Raw genomic sequence first — 15,359 nt, forward strand, 5'->3', positions numbered from 1 at the left:
TCTTTCCTCCTAATACCTAATAGCACAATATTGCTATGTAAAAATTATCGTTTAGTAACATGAAATGATACTAAATGACGCTTTTAATATACAAAAAAAAGGGAACCAAGTCAAGGGAAAATAAGGTAATTGAGTAAATTGTCAGATACTTTAAGAAGGAAAAGAAAAATATTGTAGTGATTCCATTTTTTGATATAATAGGAATCAAATAGCCATGTTTTGGGAGTGAGCTTATATGTTAAAAAATACAAAACAAGAAATTAAATCATTGCAATCACATGAGCTTGACCATATAATTCAGATGCTTGAAAACGATAAAAGCTTCCCGGAACGCACAATATCCTTAATCTCACAGAAAATTGACGATGCTGTTAATCAAATTCAAGATATCTTTAATATCGTTAAACAAAGTGACACAATACCACTTAATGAAATTAAAGAAAATATTCTTCCAATCATAAAAGTAGCTTCAGCAACTCCACACTTTTTCCATTTGTTTTTTAAGCTACAATCATCAGATGAATATACTTATCGCCATAATATAGGTGTAGGCATAATAGCAACATTAATTGGTAAGTGGCTTTCATTACCTGAAAAATTGTTAGCTAAACTGACTATTGCTGCAATTTTACATGATATTGGAAAGGTGAAAATTCCACTAGAAATTTTAAATAAACCTGGCAAATTAACAAAAGTAGAATATGAAATTGTTAAACAACATACAATACTCGGTTACGAAATCTTAAAAAAATCTGAAGGAGTATCAGAAGATATAAGTCTTGTAGCATTACAGCATCACGAACGTGAGGATGGGAAAGGATACCCATACGGTATACAGGGGAATGAAATTAGCTATTTAGCAAAAATTGTAGCTATTGCCGATGTTTTTCATGCAATGTCATCAAATAGGGTGTATCATGATGCTACCCCATTTTATATAGTAATTAGACAAATGAATGACGATGTTTTTGGTAAATTTGATCCGACAATTCTAGTTCCTTTTATATCAAAAATTATGAATTCACTTATTGGCAACAAAGTGTTATTAACAGATGGGAGCTATGGAGTAATCAAGATGGTGAATCCTTACGATTTAACAAACCCATTGGTACAAATTAATAATAAAATAATAGATTTATCAATTGAAAAAAGTATACAAATTGAACGTATTATTTGAATTGAAATTTAAAACTCGGCCATGCCGAGTTTTCTTTATTTATGATAGAATATTTTAAAGACGCAGTTTTAAAATGAAAAAGGAGACATTGAATTGAAAGTGATTATTGCGGAAAAACCATCTGTAGCAAAAAATATTGCTGATGCTTTAAATATTAAGGGCAGAAATGATGGTTATTATGAAGGTAACGGTTATATTATTACATGGGCATTTGGTCATCTATTGCAACTGCTTGATGCAAAGGATTATGATGAGAAAATGGCGAAATGGAGTTTGGAAAAGTTCCCCTTTATTCCTCAAAAGTTTAGATATAAAGTAAAAAGTGACCCAAGAAATAGGGACAAGGAGGACTTTGGTGCTAAAAAGCAATTAAAATTAATTTATCAATTAATTAAACGAAATGATGTAGACATGGTTATATCTGCATGTGATTTTGATCGTGAAGGCCAAATTATTGGGGATACAATCATTTATAATCTTAAGACACATAAACAAGTGTATCGTCTTTTATTAAATGAGTGGACACCTGATGAAGTATTAAAGGGACTACAGCAAATTAAGCCTAATTCAGAAATGAGGCCACTTCAAGATGCAGGTATTAGTCGTCAATGGGCAGATTGGGTAATTGGAATTAACTTAACATCTGTAGCAACTTTAAAGTATCAAAAAGGGAAAGGAAAAGTATTAAATATAGGAAGAGTTCTTCTACCGACATTAAAAATAATTTATGATCGGGATAAAGCTATCGAAAATTTCAAGCCAGAGGAATACTTTAAGCTAGCTGCTACGTTTCAGACGGAAGACAATAAAGAATATGAAGGTATTTATTTTGATCAAGAAGAGGATAAATTCAAGGCAAAAGAAGACTTGGAATTTATCGAACAACATTTAATCAGTCAAACTGCAACAATTACGAGAAAACAGGTTGAACAGAAAAGGGAGTATCCCCCATATTTATTTAATCTATCTAATCTACAAGGCTTCGTTACTAGCAAGTTTAAAGGTTGGACCTCAGATAAGGTATTAAAAGTTTCCCAATCACTTTATGAAAAAAAATATATTACTTACCCACGTACAGCTAGTGTTGTTTTAGAAGAGAGTTTGGTAGGTAAGGTAGCTAAGGTATTAGATATCTTAAAAAAAGGTTTATCATATGAACAAGAAATTACATTTACAAAATCAAAGCGGGTATTTGATAATTCCAAAGTTGAAAGTCATAGTGCAATCATACCAACGTATCTATTACCGAAGTCATTAACAAGAGATGAAGAAATTGTCTATACTGCGATAAAAAATCGTTTTATTATGCAGTTTATGCCAGTTGCTGTTCATGAGGAAACGAAGATTTTTACGAAGATTAATAATAGTGAAATAAAAGGTGAGTTTATTTCAAAGGGGAAGGTTCAGCTTGTTGAAGGTTGGAAAAAGGTAGAGCAAATTGAATCAATGGATACAATTTTACCGATTGTTAATCAAAATGATCGTGTCAGTATTATTGATCACGATCTGAGTTCTCATACCACAAAACCACCGAAACATCATACAGAAAAAACATTACTAAGAGTGATGGAAACATGTGGGAGGGGTTATGGAGATGAAGATAGTGAGGACATGATGGCTGCAATTTTAAGTGGTTATAGTATCGGTACCCCTGCCACACGTGCTGAAACAATAAAAAAACTTAAAGATGTTGGGTATATTGCTTCTCAAAATAAAAATCTAATTTGCACTGAGCTTGGTATGAAATTAGTAGAAACATTTCCAATTAAAGACCTATTTGATTTAGAATTTACTGGTCGTTTGGAAAAGACCTTATCAGATATCGAAAAACTAAAGTTTACGAAAGAAAACTTTTTAAATTTTATTTTTGATTTCACAACAGAGTCAGTTAATAAGATAAAAACTGATAAAGATCAAATAATCAATGAATTATCACAGGTAAAGACTACGATTGAGGTATTGGGGAAATGTCCTGTTTGTGGACATGGAATAATCGAAGGAAAAAAAGGATTTGGTTGTAGTAATTGGAAAAATGGCTGTAAATTTGTTATTTGGAAAAATGATAAATTTCTAGCAACGATGAAGAAAAAGCCTACAAAAACAATGGTGAAAATGCTTTTGAAAAATGGAGTTGCAACTGTTAAAGGCTTAACAAGTAAAAAAGGTAATAAATTTGATGCAAATTTAAAATATGAGAAAAACCCCGATAATGAGTATTATAGCTGGAAAATGGAATTTCTAAAATGAATTAGTTGTTAAAATTATTCCAATATTCTAATAGAACGATTGTTTACTAGGAACAAATATTGTAAAATAATCGTATATATAAAATATAGGGGGAATTAATAATATATGTCTAAAACAATTAATGACGATTCATTAGCCAATGTAATGGAGAAAATAGAAGAAATATTAAACGAGAACCCTGGTCCAATTGAAGGAATAAATGTTGTCTACCAATTTGAAATTAGTGGAGATGAAGAAGCGCTATATCAACTTCAGCTTGGAGATAGTAAGGCCAAAGTTTTGATTGGCTCTGAACTAAAAGCAGATTGTACATTAAAATTATCATTTGCAAATTTTAGACTATTTTTATTAGGTAAGTTAAATGGAACAATGGCATTCATGACAGGAAAGTTAAAAATGAACGGTGATATCGGTAAGGCGTTAAAACTCGAAAGCTTACTTCAACAATATAATATGAAAGACCATCTATCTTAAGTTGATTGGAGAAAAAATGACAAATTTTAATTGGCATTCTGAATCAGAAAAACAATGGAATAATCGTGCTGATTTTTGGAATCAACAAAGTCAAAGGATGTGGGACTCAGGCAGTCGTTCTACAATTATTCCGTTTTTTTCACAGTATGTTAGTAAAGGTTCAAAAGTATTGGATGCTGGTTGTGGGGATGGCTATGGTTCCTATAAATTATCAGAGAATGGCTATGATGTAATTGGAATCGATCTTTCGACTGAGATGATTGAAAAAGCAAACCCTAGACAATATGCTGGAAAACTAAGTTTTTTACAATCTGACTTATCGGCACTCCCATTTGATAATGGAACATTTAATGCCGTTATGGCAATTAACTCGTTAGAATGGACTGAGAGACCATTAGTTGCGATCAATGAATTAAATCGAGTAACGAAAAATGGTGGAATAGGTTGTATTGCGTTGCTTGGACCTACAGCGGGTCCAAGACAAAATTCATTTCGGCGTTTATATAATGAGACAGTCATTTGCAATACTATGATGCCATGGGAATTTAAGCAATTAGTTCAAGAAAATGGTTGGGATATACTTGATGGTAAAGCGGTTTATAAAGAAGGGGTTAGGAACGAAACAGTAGATGGTTTGCCAGAAGAATTGAAACAATCATTATCATTTATGTGGATATTTATAATAAAAAAAAGCTAGAGCAATTCTTTTCACTTAGCTCTAGCTTTTTGATTTGTGAGGAAGATTGATATGCTATTCCCACTCATATGGTGTTTCTTGGTATACATAATAATTTAACCAATTAGAGAATAACAGATTAGCATGTGATCGCCATGTATGCTTTGGCAAATTCTCTGGTCGGTTTTCAGGAAAGTAATTCTTAGGTACATCCACTCTTACACCTTTTACTTGATCACGCTCAAATTCTTCTTTCAATGTTGTTACATCATATTCGGGATGCCCAGTTAAAAAAATCTGTCTACCATCCTTTGATGCAACCAGACAAACACCGGCATCATTTGAAACTGATAGAATATCGAGGTTAGGATTTGACTTTAAATCCTCAAATGATACATCAGTATAACGTGAATGTGGTACTGAATAGACATCATCAAATCCTCTTACAAGTTTTACGTCTTTATTCAATAACTGATGTTCGAAGACACCAAAGCATTTACTAGGTAATGGGTACTTATTTATACCAAAATGATAATAGAGACCTGCTTGGGCCCCCCAACAAATATGTAAAGTAGAGGTTACATTTTTCTTTGTCCATTCCATAATTTCTGTTAGTTCATCCCAATAATTTACATCCTCAAATGATAGATGCTCAATAGGTGCACCGGTAATAATCATGCCGTCAAACTTCTTATTCTTAATCACCGGAAAGTTTGTATAAAATTTGTCCAAATGATTTTGCCCAGTCGTCTTGGCGGTATGGGTCTCAGGAAAAAGGAAAGTGATGTTAATTTGTAATGGTGAATTGCCTAGTAATCTAAGAAGCTGTGTCTCAGTTCTTTCTTTTTCAGGCATTAAATTCAGGATTAATATATTGAGTGGACGAATATCTTGGGTATATGCCCGGTCTTCATCCATAATAAAAATATTTTCACCTTCCAATATTTCTTTTGCTGGTAAATTTCGTGGTATATTGATTGGCATTGTTATATTCCCTCCCCCATGGTTTATATTTGTATAATTATAGATATTCTAAAAAAAATAATCAATGGGAATTAATTAAACAATTATGAAAAAAAGTTATTTTACTTATATTACTGTATTCAAAATAAGGTAAAATAGAAATAATCGAAAAAATTTTACACAATACATTTTATTATTATTCTTGGAGGTAAAAGGATGGAGCTGTCAACAGAAATAAAGTCTGATATAAAAATTGCGCAAGAGGCGGAAATAAAACCAATAAAAGATATTGCCGAACAATTAGATTTATTAGAAGAAGAATTAGAGCCTTATGGCCATTATAAAGCAAAGATTTCTTTAGATCTAATGGAGAGATTGAAAACAAAAGAAGATGGTAAAGTAATTCTCGTGACTTCAATTAATCCAACACCAGCAGGTGAGGGGAAATCTACGATAACTGTTGGACTAGGTCAGGGATTCGCAAAGATAGGGAAGAAGGCAATGATTGCGATGCGCGAGCCTTCCTTAGGGCCGACAATGGGAATTAAAGGTGGAGCAACAGGTGGTGGATACTCGCAGGTTATTCCGATGGAGGATATTAATCTACATTTTACTGGAGACTTTCATGCGATTACATCTGCAAATAATGCATTAGCTGCGCTTCTAGATAATCATATACATCAAGGAAATCAGCTGCAAATTGATGTGAGAAGAGTAGTATGGAAACGAGTTGTTGATCTAAATGATCGTGCATTACGTCACGTCATTGTAGGGCTTGGGGGACCTCTTCAAGGTGTGCCTAGAGAAGATGGCTTCGATATTACCGTTGCATCTGAAATAATGGCAATTTTCTGTTTAGCAACGGATATTCAAGATCTTAAGAGGAGGATTTCGAAAATTGTCGTTGCGTATAACATAAAAAAGGAGCCAGTAACAGTTGCTGATCTAGGCGTAGAAGGTGCACTCACCCTATTGTTAAAGGACGCACTAAAACCTAATCTTGTTCAAACACTTGAGCATACTCCTGCACTTATCCATGGAGGACCATTTGCAAATATCGCCCATGGCTGTAATAGTGTAATTGCAACAAAAATGGCAGCTAAGTTAGCGGATTTTGTTATAACTGAAGGTGGTTTTGGCGCAGATCTCGGTGCTGAGAAGTTTTTGGACATAAAAGCTAGAGCGGCTGGTATTAAACCAGAGGTCGTTGTAATTGTAGCTACAATAAGAGCATTAAAGATGCATGGTGGTGTTCCGAAAGATAATCTTAAACAGGAAAACCTTGAGGCTTTATCGAATGGGCTGGAGAATCTTCAAAAACATATTGAAACAATTCAAGCATTTGGACTACCATTTGTTATCGCAATTAATCGATTTGTCACTGATACAAAAAACGAAGTACAAAAAATTAAAACATGGTGTGCTGAACAATCATATCCCGTTGCACTTGCAGATGTGTGGGAAAAAGGTGGAGACGGAGGGGTAGAGCTTGCACAATTAGTGCTGGAGACAATCAATTCTGCAGAAAATTGTTTTGCGCCACTTTATGATGTTTCATCTTCAATAATTGAAAAAGTTAAAACAATTGCAACTATGGTATATGGTGCAAAGGATGTTGAGTTTTCAAGTAAAGCTCAAAAGCAAATTATTGAATTTGAAAAATTCGGATGGGATAATCTCCCTATTTGCATGGCAAAGACGCAATACTCATTATCTGATGACCCTACTCTATTGGGCAGACCAACAAACTTTACAATAACGATAAGAGAATTTAAGCCATCAATTGGTGCTGGTTTTCTAGTTGCCCTAACTGGTGATGTGATGACAATGCCCGGCTTACCAAAAAAGCCTTCTGCATTAAATATGGACGTCAATGAAGAAGGAAAGGCTGTCGGATTATTCTAGGATGAAAGGGGGCAATTACTTGGAGAGGATTGCATGGGTTACAGATAGTACCGCTTACTTAGATGAAGAATTAAGGAGAAATAAAGATATATACGTTATTCCAATCACGATCTTTTTTGATGAGGAAGAATTTCTCGATGGAGTTACAATACAACCCGACGAATTTTTTAAAAGGTTAAAAACAACATCTACAATTCCAAAAACATCACAGCCTTCTATAGGCAGTTTTGTAGATTTGTATAACCAGTTAGCCGAGAATTATGATCGTGTCATTTCAATTCATGTGGCTTCAAAACTTAGTGGAACCTATTCTTCAGCGTTACAAGCTTCGGAAATTGTTTCAATTCCTGTAACGGTAATTGATTCGAAAATCTTAACCTATCCTTTATCTGCTTTATTAAAGGAAGGTATTATACGATATCAAACCGGAGACTCCATTGAAGAAATAGAAGGACATATTAAAAGGTTAGCTGATTGTAATGAGACTTATGTATTAATTGGAAGTTTGGAGCAACTTCATCGAAGTGGAAGAATGAATACGGCGCAGTATTATCTAGGAAGTATGTTGCAAATTAAACCAATTATTTCAATTGAAGATGGTACTCTTTCCGTAAAAGAAAAAGTTCGTTCTGAAAAAAAGGCAACAGAAAGAGTGCTAGATTATCTAAAAAAATCATTGAAATCAAATAATATTGAGGAAGTATTTATTTTATACGGTTTACATGATGACAAAGCGATGGAGTGGAAAAAGAAAATAAGAGAATTTGCAGAACATGTTAAAATAAACGCCTATCCATTAGGAACAGCTCTAGGTGTTCATGCTGGTGAAGAAACGATCGGGATAAGTTGGATTAATAAATAATCCTATTTTATCAACGTATATTGAACTTCAATATTTGAAATTGGAACAACTGCTGCTATTTTGTAACCAATACTAATGAATTGTGAGATCGTCTCTGCACAATTTGGATTTGGTGGTTCTGTTGGTGCATGGAGACTTGTATGGATCCTTATAAATTGATTTGTGATTGAGTTACAAGTTATTATAACAACATGTCTTCCATACCATGCTGTTCCAATTTCACGTTTAAAGTTCTTATAAAACATATTATAAGCTCCTTTCTTATAGGCTGGAAAACAATCGTTTTCCAGTTTTTATATTTCGTGGTGCATGATTATTTCTTTTATACATTAATATCTTATGATTTATAAGCCTATTTGAGATTCTTTTTGAAAAAAAATGCCCTAATCTACATATGGTACAATTAAATGTATAGTAATAATATTATTGGGGGTACATTTGACAATGGACAGACAGGAGATTTTAATAGATACTGCTGATTATGTGAAAAAGATTTTGGAAAATGAAAGTAGTGGGCATGATTGGTGGCATATTGAAAGAGTGCGTAAAACTGCATTATTGATCGGAAAAAGGGAAAATGCTGATCTATTTACCATTGAAATGGCGGCACTTCTCCATGATGTGGCAGATGAAAAGTTAAATATGTCAGAAGAAGAAGGATTACATAAAGTAAGAATATGGTTATCGAACAAAAATGTTTCAAATAAAGAGGAGATTATTGAAATCATTTCAACTATGTCATTTAAAGGTGGAAATCGTCCTCCTATGAAGACATTAGAGGGTATGATTGTTCAAGATGCTGACCGTTTAGATGCAATTGGTGCTATTGGAATTGCCAGAACATTTGCTTATGCTGGTGCACATGGTGATTTAATCTATGATCCAGCAATTCCATATCGTGAACAAATGACGAAGGATGAATATCGAAATGGAAAATCAACAGCCATTAATCATTTTTATGAGAAGCTACTTAAGTTATCTAATAATCTAAATACTAAAGCAGCCAAAGAATTGGCGAACTCAAGACACGAATTTATGCAGGACTTTTTGAATCAATTTTACAAGGAATGGAATGGACTGGGATGAAACTTTTAAATGTAGAGCATGTAACAAAGAGCTATGCTGATAAAATCTTGTTTGAAGATCTTTCTTTTAGTATTACCGAAAAGGAGAGAATCGGGTTAATTGGAATAAATGGTACTGGGAAATCGACTTTATTAAAAATAATTGCAGAAATTGAAGTGGCAGATCAAGGGGAAATTACCCACTCGAAAGGATATACAATAAGTTATTTATCACAACAGCCTAATTTCTCAAACAATCATACTGTTCTCGAGCAAGTCTTTCAAGGGAATACCCCTTTATTAAAGTTATTAAAGGAATATGAAGAAGCTTTAATTTTGATTGAGCGAGACCCAGAAAATACAGATATACAAGGAAATTTATTTGCTGTTCAGCAAAAGATGGATGCGGCGAATGCTTGGGAAGCAAATTCGAATGCAAAAGCAATATTATCTAAATTAGGAATTGTAGACTTTACAAAAAGTGTAATGGAATTGTCTGGAGGACAGAAGAAAAGGGTTGCTCTTGCCCAAAGCTTAATTGAGGTCCCTGATTTATTAATTCTTGATGAACCAACAAACCATTTGGATTACGAAACAATTACATGGTTAGAGGACTACTTGGCGAAGTACACAGGTGCATTATTATTAGTTACACATGATCGATATTTCCTTGACCGTGTTACAAATCGGATTATTGAGCTTGATCAAGGAAATCTGTATAGCTATAGTGGGAATTATTCGACCTTTTTAGAAGCAAAAGCTTCCCGACTTGAACAGGAACAAGCTTCTGAATCAAAGCGTCAAAACCTGTATAGAAGAGAATTAGCTTGGATTCGAAGAGGTGCGAAAGCACGGACTACGAAACAAAAAGCAAGAATTAAAAGATTTGAAGAAATTGACAATACAAAGACCTCGAATAATTTAGACTCATTGGAAATCTCTGTCGGCGGAAGTAGACTTGGTAAAAAAGTTATCGAATTGAAAAATGTTTCAAAAGTATATGGGAATACAACAGTAATAAAGGACTTTGATCTTTTAACAAAACCAGGGGATCGGATTGGAATTGTTGGCAAAAATGGTAGTGGTAAGTCGACTTTATTAAATATTTTATCTGGAAGAGTTACTCCAGATACTGGTACAATTGATGTTGGTCAAACCGTTAAAATTGCCTATTATACACAGGAAAATCATGATATGAATGTTAATCAACGGATAATTGAATATATCAAAGAGACTGCCGAAGTCATTCAAACACTTGACGGGAAGACAATTTCAGCCGCACAAATGCTTGAACGCTTTTTATTTCCAATGAATACCCATGGAACCCCGATTCGAAAATTATCTGGGGGAGAAAAGAGAAGATTATATTTATTAAAAATTATTATGGGCGAACCAAATGTTCTTTTACTTGATGAGCCAACGAATGATCTTGATACACAAACTCTTACCGTATTAGAGGATTATTTAGAGGATTTTCCCGGAGTAGTGATAACGGTCTCGCATGATCGTTATTTTCTAGATAAAGTAACAGATCAGCTGTTAATTTTTGAAGGAGAAAACAAAATCACTTCTTATTTTGGAGCATATACAGATTATTTAGAAACAAAGGCAACACAGCAAAAAATTCAACCAGAAAAAGTAATAAAGGAAAATGTAGAAAGCTCAACAAAGTCGAAAAGGAAAAAACTTTCATATAATGATCAGAGAGAATGGGAGCAGATAGAGGATAAAATAGTAGCACAAGAAGAAAAATGTGCACGATTAGTTGCTGAAATTGAAAATGCTGGAAGTAACTATGAAGTAGCTCAAAGGGCGATTGAAGAACATGAGAAGGAAAATGAAATTCTAGAAAAGTTAATGGAACGCTGGACTGAATTATCCGAACTTGTTGGTGAATGAGTAAAAATATGATGTAAACTAAAAAGAGGTATGAACTCGAGAAGACTCTCATACCTCTTTAATTTCAGCCGATTCGTTTCGCACCTAAATAACGACTTTTCCAGTAATTTGAATCAAGACTTGCAATACTAATCCCATTACTAAGCCCAGAGTGTATGAAATTCCCATTTCCTATATAAATACCAGCATGTGAAGGCCCTTTTTTGTATGTTTGGAAAAATACAACATCCCCAACACTAAGTTTTTCAACACTTTGACCATGGTTCCAAATCCCAGCAACTGTACGAGGAATTGTTATCCCTTTTTCAGCAAACACATATTGAAGGTAACCACTACAATCGAACCCACTTGGAGAAGTGCCTCCCCAAACGTATGGAACGCCTAGATAATTCATCGCAATTGAAATAATACTTGAATCTACTGAATTAGTTGATGCAACCTGAACCTTTTTTATCCTAATAGTAGGCCCTTTAATATTTTTGTTTTTGAGGATGTGATCAATAGTTTCCTCTGTTGCCAATCCCTTCGTATCTACTATTTTATATTTTTCTTGATAAGAGATAATACTGGATTCTGTCACCTTACCAAATATCCCATCAATCTTTCCGTTATAGTAGTTTAACCTCATTAATTTTTCTTGAATTTGTTCAACTTCTGGACCTTCGTCTCCTAATCCTAAAAATTTCGGTTTTGGTTTGAGGATAATATCATTTAATTTTTGTAGAGTTTCTACACCCGCAATGCCATCAATTTTTAAATCATATAATTTCTGAAATCGTCTTACCGCATCCTGTGTTTGAGGGCCATAAAGGCCATCAATCGTTTCATAATAAAAATTTTGTTTTTTAAGCTCAAATTGTAAAAATCGAACTGAATAACCAGTATGACCGTATCTTAATATTTGATTTGTATTGAATTGGTATGTGTTAGGTTGAGTCGGGTCTAAGTTTTGCTCAGATGCATCTGCTACAAGTGGAGCACCAAAAAAAAATCCGGCGGCAATTGATGTTACAACTAGGGCTTCACGAGTTACATTGCTTTTTTTCATTGAAGTTTCCTCCTTGGTGTTAATTACAGTTTGATGATTCTAGAAAGTAACGTAGAAAAAATACAATTTTATTAAAGCATATTTTCTGATGACATGATTATGACAAAATAAATGAAATTAACAACTCTAGTGCTAAAATAAGACAAGTTATTTTGTACGGATTCAATCAATGGAAAAACGTTGAAACCCTATGATACAATTAATCAATAGCAATTTCTAAATGCTAAAGGAGTAGATGTAATGAAAATATTGTCAATTGAACCAACACCAAGTCCAAATACAATGAAAGTCATATTAGATCAAGAGCTTCCAAAGGGGAAAAGCAATAATTATAAGAAGGATAACATTGAGCAGGCTCCTCCTATCATTAAAGAGATTATGTCAATTGAAGGTGTAAAGGGAGTTTATCATGTTGCTGACTTCCTCGCGATTGAGCGCAATGCCAAATATGATTGGCAGATGATCCTACCAAATGTAAGGAAAGTTTTTGGTGAAGTGATCGATCAAAATGAAACAGCTGAAAAAAAGGTTGATGAACATTATGGTGAGGTAAAAGTATTTGTCCAAATGTACAAAGGAATCCCAATGCAGGTTAAATTGCATGATGGTGAGCAAGAAGTACGAGTGGCAATCCCTGAAAAATTCAGAAATGCATTACTAGAGGCGCAAAAGATTGCAGAGAATGTTGTGCTTGAGCGGGAGTGGAAGGAGCAGGGTGTCCGTTATGGAGATTTAACGGAAATTGGGAAAGAGGTAATTGATGAGCTTTCAGCTGCGTATTCTGATGAGCGATTAAATAGGCTTGTTAGTCAAGTCTCTAGACAATCAAATGCTCCTATTCAAAAAAGAGAGACATATGAGGTTACAATTGAAATGCTTGATGACTCTGATTGGACAAAGCGATATGCTTGCTTGGAACAAATGGACCCAACTGAAGATGATTTAGCGGTTTTGAGTAAAGCATTACATGATGAAAAGCCATCGATTCGTCGATTAGCTACCGTATATTTAGGAATGATCGAAAAACCTTCTGTTCTTCCATACCTATTTGAAGCATTGAAAGATAAGTCTGTTACTGTAAGACGTACAGCAGGAGATTGTTTATCAGATATAGGTGATGCTTTGGCAATTGGAGCAATGACAGAAGCATTAAAAGATAAAAGTAAACTTGTGAGGTGGCGAGCAGCAATGTTCTTATTTGAGGTGGGCGATGAGTCGGCATTACCTGCTTTAAAGGTTGCTCAAGATGACCCGGAATTTGAAGTGAAAATGCAAATCAAACTAGCAATTGAACGAATAGAAGGCGGCGAAGAAGCAAAAGGATCTGTTTGGAAACAAATGACAGAAAATCGATAAATATAATAAGTTCGTAATAGTAGTAAATTGATTTTACTTGCCTTATTGTTGTATGCTAGTGCATATGAATGAAGAAGGAGGAGGTTTTTGTATGTCAATGGCATATGATGAATATATGAAGCAAATTGTTAAACCAATGCGTCAAGAATTAGTAAATGCTGGGTTTGACGAATTTACAACATCAGAAGAAGTTGAGAATTTTATGGAGAGTGCGGAAGGTACGACATTAGTCGTTGTGAATTCCGTTTGCGGTTGTGCAGCTGGATTAGCAAGACCTGCAGCAACTCAAGCAGTCGTTTCTAGTGAGAAAAAACCTGACCATCTCGTGACAGTTTTTGCGGGTCAAGATAAAGAAGCAACAGCAAAAATGCGAGAATATTTTGTTGGCTTTGAACCATCTTCACCATCAATGGCCCTATTAAAAGGAAAAGAAGTAGTCCACTTTATCCCGCGGCATGATATCGAATCATATCCAATGGAAGTGATTATGGACAATATCGCTTCTGCAATAAATAAATATTGTTAAAGAAGGGTGTCATTATGACATCTTTTTTTTCACATTAAGTCCAATATAAGGTGATGTATTTTGATTGTAACGACTGCAGGAAGAACGAATGTTGATATGATAGAGTTAGCTAAAAAGGTATCAACAGAATTAGGAATTTCTTATATTCATAGGGAAAAAAGAGCAATAAAACAAATGCAGACTGACATCCATGAGGACGTTCTAGTAGTTGGGAAAAATCGTATTGAAATACATCCAATTCACTCAGATGAACCGTTATTTTTCCACCCTAACTCAAGCATGTTTCGGATTAAACGTTTAATGAGAGGGGATTATGATCCGTTTATTCAAGTGTCCGGATTACAAAAAGGTGATACACTATTAGATTGTACTCTCGGACTGGGGTCAGATAGTATTGTTGCTAGTTATTTTGTAGGGGAGACAGGAAGGGTAACAGCAATTGAAGGAAATAAATACTTATATTATTTGCTTAAAATAGGTCTTCTATCTTGGGATAGCGGGATATTGCCAATCAATATAGCAATGGCAAACATTCAAGTAAAACATGATAATTATATAAATTACTTGAAGCATTGTCCAGATAATAGCTACGATGTTGTCTATTTTGATCCGATGTTTGAAGAAACGATTGAAGAATCTGATGGAATTCGAGGATTGAGGAAATTTGCTATAAAAGGTAAATTATCAATGGAAGTGATCAATGAAGCGAAAAGAGTCGCTAGAAATAGAATTGTGCTGAAAGACCATTGGAAAAATAACCAATTTGAAAAACTGGGTTTCACAGTATTTAAAAGAAAAACCGCAAAATTTCATTTCGGTGTAATTGAATTGTAAAAATGGGAATCATTGATATTTTTTAACACCTTTGGTTATTTTAATAACGGAGGTGATATTTGTGCCAAAGCATCGCAAGGACCCTTCAACTATGGGATTAAGTTCACCTGAAATTGAGGGACAAGGAACAACTGAAACTGAGACTGGTAAATATAAAAAAGACTCAAAAAGATTAAAGAAAAAAAGAATGTGATTTAACTTTATTCAGCAGAAGTCTCCCACTTCTATAAGTGGTGAGAAGAATGCAAATCAGTTTCCAATTCAGTGAGGGTACAAACCCCGACTGAATAAAGTTAAAGCCTCCGGCGGATGCCTCAGATTTTTAAAG

At 34.2% G+C, this 15,359-nt stretch carries 15 protein-coding genes; 12 read left to right on the plus strand and 3 right to left on the minus strand.

Going from position 1 to position 15,359, the window contains the following annotated elements; genetic code table 11:
* Nucleotides 1–235 precede the first annotated feature (235 nt).
* The 4 genes from MJG50_RS18630 to MJG50_RS18645 all read left to right on the plus strand — a co-directional run bounded on the left by MJG50_RS18630 (nt 236) and on the right by MJG50_RS18645 (nt 4,595).
* The gene (locus tag MJG50_RS18630) at nt 236–1,177 is read left to right on the plus strand and encodes an HD-GYP domain-containing protein (RefSeq protein WP_240257273.1); all 942 of its coding nucleotides are present in this window, start codon (nt 236–238) and stop codon (nt 1,175–1,177) included.
* A 93-nt stretch (nt 1,178–1,270) separates the two neighbouring features.
* Nucleotides 1,271–3,424, plus strand: coding sequence for a type IA DNA topoisomerase (locus tag MJG50_RS18635; RefSeq protein ID WP_240257274.1), 2,154 nt, complete (start codon nt 1,271–1,273; stop codon nt 3,422–3,424).
* A gap of 105 nt (nt 3,425–3,529) precedes the next feature.
* Nucleotides 3,530–3,898, plus strand: coding sequence for an SCP2 sterol-binding domain-containing protein (locus tag MJG50_RS18640; protein ID WP_240257275.1), 369 nt, complete (start codon nt 3,530–3,532; stop codon nt 3,896–3,898).
* Nucleotides 3,899–3,914: 16 nt separating this feature from the next.
* A complete protein-coding gene (locus tag MJG50_RS18645) occupies nt 3,915–4,595 on the plus strand; it encodes a class I SAM-dependent methyltransferase (protein ID WP_240257276.1) in 681 nt (226 codons plus the stop codon).
* A 54-nt stretch (nt 4,596–4,649) separates the two neighbouring features.
* Here MJG50_RS18645 and metA read toward each other — a convergent pair whose 3' ends face one another.
* A complete protein-coding gene (gene metA / locus MJG50_RS18650; protein ID WP_240257277.1) occupies nt 4,650–5,558 on the minus strand; it encodes a homoserine O-acetyltransferase MetA in 909 nt (302 codons plus the stop codon).
* A gap of 195 nt (nt 5,559–5,753) precedes the next feature.
* Between metA and MJG50_RS18655 the strand changes: the two genes are divergently transcribed.
* The gene (locus tag MJG50_RS18655) at nt 5,754–7,442 is read left to right on the plus strand and encodes a formate--tetrahydrofolate ligase (protein ID WP_240257278.1); all 1,689 of its coding nucleotides are present in this window, start codon (nt 5,754–5,756) and stop codon (nt 7,440–7,442) included.
* A gap of 19 nt (nt 7,443–7,461) precedes the next feature.
* The gene (locus MJG50_RS18660) at nt 7,462–8,304 is read left to right on the plus strand and encodes a DegV family protein (RefSeq protein ID WP_240257279.1); all 843 of its coding nucleotides are present in this window, start codon (nt 7,462–7,464) and stop codon (nt 8,302–8,304) included.
* 2 nt (nt 8,305–8,306) lie between these two features.
* Here the strand turns inward: MJG50_RS18660 and MJG50_RS18665 are convergent, their stop codons facing one another.
* On the minus strand, nt 8,307–8,549 hold the full coding sequence (locus MJG50_RS18665; protein ID WP_240257280.1) for a hypothetical protein: 243 nt from the start codon (nt 8,547–8,549) through the stop codon (nt 8,307–8,309).
* A 199-nt stretch (nt 8,550–8,748) separates the two neighbouring features.
* Between MJG50_RS18665 and MJG50_RS18670 the strand changes: the two genes are divergently transcribed.
* On the plus strand, nt 8,749–9,390 hold the full coding sequence (locus MJG50_RS18670; protein ID WP_240257281.1) for an HD domain-containing protein: 642 nt from the start codon (nt 8,749–8,751) through the stop codon (nt 9,388–9,390).
* On the plus strand, nt 9,387–11,267 hold the full coding sequence (locus tag MJG50_RS18675; RefSeq protein WP_240257290.1) for an ABC-F family ATP-binding cassette domain-containing protein: 1,881 nt from the start codon (nt 9,387–9,389) through the stop codon (nt 11,265–11,267). The genes MJG50_RS18670 and MJG50_RS18675 overlap by 4 nt, the downstream gene beginning before the upstream one ends.
* A 64-nt stretch (nt 11,268–11,331) precedes the next feature.
* Here the strand turns inward: MJG50_RS18675 and MJG50_RS18680 are convergent, their stop codons facing one another.
* Nucleotides 11,332–12,315, minus strand: coding sequence for a C40 family peptidase (locus tag MJG50_RS18680; RefSeq protein ID WP_240257282.1), 984 nt, complete (start codon nt 12,313–12,315; stop codon nt 11,332–11,334).
* Between the two features lie 240 nt (nt 12,316–12,555).
* On the opposite strand from MJG50_RS18680, the gene MJG50_RS18685 reads away from it, so the two are divergent.
* The 4 genes from MJG50_RS18685 to MJG50_RS18700 all read left to right on the plus strand — a co-directional run bounded on the left by MJG50_RS18685 (nt 12,556) and on the right by MJG50_RS18700 (nt 15,224).
* On the plus strand, nt 12,556–13,671 hold the full coding sequence (locus MJG50_RS18685) for a conserved virulence factor C family protein (protein ID WP_240257283.1): 1,116 nt from the start codon (nt 12,556–12,558) through the stop codon (nt 13,669–13,671).
* Nucleotides 13,672–13,762: 91 nt separating this feature from the next.
* A complete protein-coding gene (locus tag MJG50_RS18690) occupies nt 13,763–14,197 on the plus strand; it encodes a BrxA/BrxB family bacilliredoxin (protein WP_240257284.1) in 435 nt (144 codons plus the stop codon).
* Between the two features lie 60 nt (nt 14,198–14,257).
* Nucleotides 14,258–15,031: a class I SAM-dependent methyltransferase gene (locus MJG50_RS18695; RefSeq protein WP_240257285.1), complete on the plus strand. Its 774-nt coding sequence runs from the start codon at nt 14,258–14,260 to the stop codon at nt 15,029–15,031.
* A 61-nt stretch (nt 15,032–15,092) separates the two neighbouring features.
* Entirely contained in the window at nt 15,093–15,224 is a 132-nt protein-coding gene (locus MJG50_RS18700) for a YuzL family protein (protein ID WP_240257286.1), read from the plus strand.
* Nucleotides 15,225–15,359 lie beyond the last annotated feature (135 nt).

The sequence above is a fragment of the Fredinandcohnia quinoae genome (assembly GCF_022427965.1).
GTDB classification, from domain to species: Bacteria; Bacillota; Bacilli; order Bacillales; family Bacillaceae_L; genus Ferdinandcohnia; species Ferdinandcohnia quinoae.